At 61.7% G+C, this 673-nt stretch carries 1 protein-coding gene; it reads right to left on the reverse strand.

Annotation, left to right across the window (positions count from 1 at the left end; genetic code table 11):
* Positions 1–93 precede the first annotated feature (93 nt).
* Positions 94–673, reverse strand: a 580-nt coding sequence (gene istB / locus Q668_RS01025) for an IS21-like element helper ATPase IstB (protein WP_036218802.1), incomplete at its 5' end; no start/stop codon positions are given.

Genomic DNA, 673 nt, shown 5'->3' on the forward strand with positions numbered 1-673 from the left:
TGCGTATTCCGGCGAACGTGACCGGTCATTCCGGGGATCGTGACCGATTCGCACACGGCCATCACGCTGGAGCTAGTTTTGTACTCTGAGCGGTCACGATGGGTCAACCGATTCCGTGTTTTGTGCTTTCGCTTTTCGCAGTGATTCCCCCTTCAGATTGAGTCGGTGAGCGCCGTGCAGGAGCCTGTCCAGAATGGCGTCGGCGAGAGTGGCGGAGCCGATGTAGTCGTGCCAGTGTTCGGTTGGTAACTGGCTGGCGATGAGCGTTGAGCCTCGCCCGTGCCGGTCTTCGATTACTTCCATCAGGTCCTGGCGTTGTTGTGCGGTCACCTTCTGCATGCCCCAGTCGTCCAGGATCAGCAGGTCGGTCTTCAGTAACTGGTTCATCAGCCGTGCGTAGCTGCCATCACCGTGGGCGATGCGCAGTTGTTCGAACAGGCGCGGTACGCGCAGGTAGCGAACCGAGAGCCCCTGCCGGCAGGCCTGGTTGCCCAGGGCGCAGGCCAGCCAGGTCTTGCCACAACCGGTCGGGCCGGTGATGCACAGGTTCAGGGATTGGCGGATCCAGTCACAGCTGGCCAGGCCGGCCATGCGAGAGCGCTCCAGACCCCGTGGGTGGCGGTAATCAATGTCTTCTACGCAGGCCGGTACTCGCAATCGGGCTGCCTTCAAC

The organism is Marinobacter sp. ES-1 (assembly GCF_000475255.1).
Classification (GTDB): Bacteria; Pseudomonadota; Gammaproteobacteria; order Pseudomonadales; family Oleiphilaceae; genus Marinobacter; species Marinobacter vinifirmus.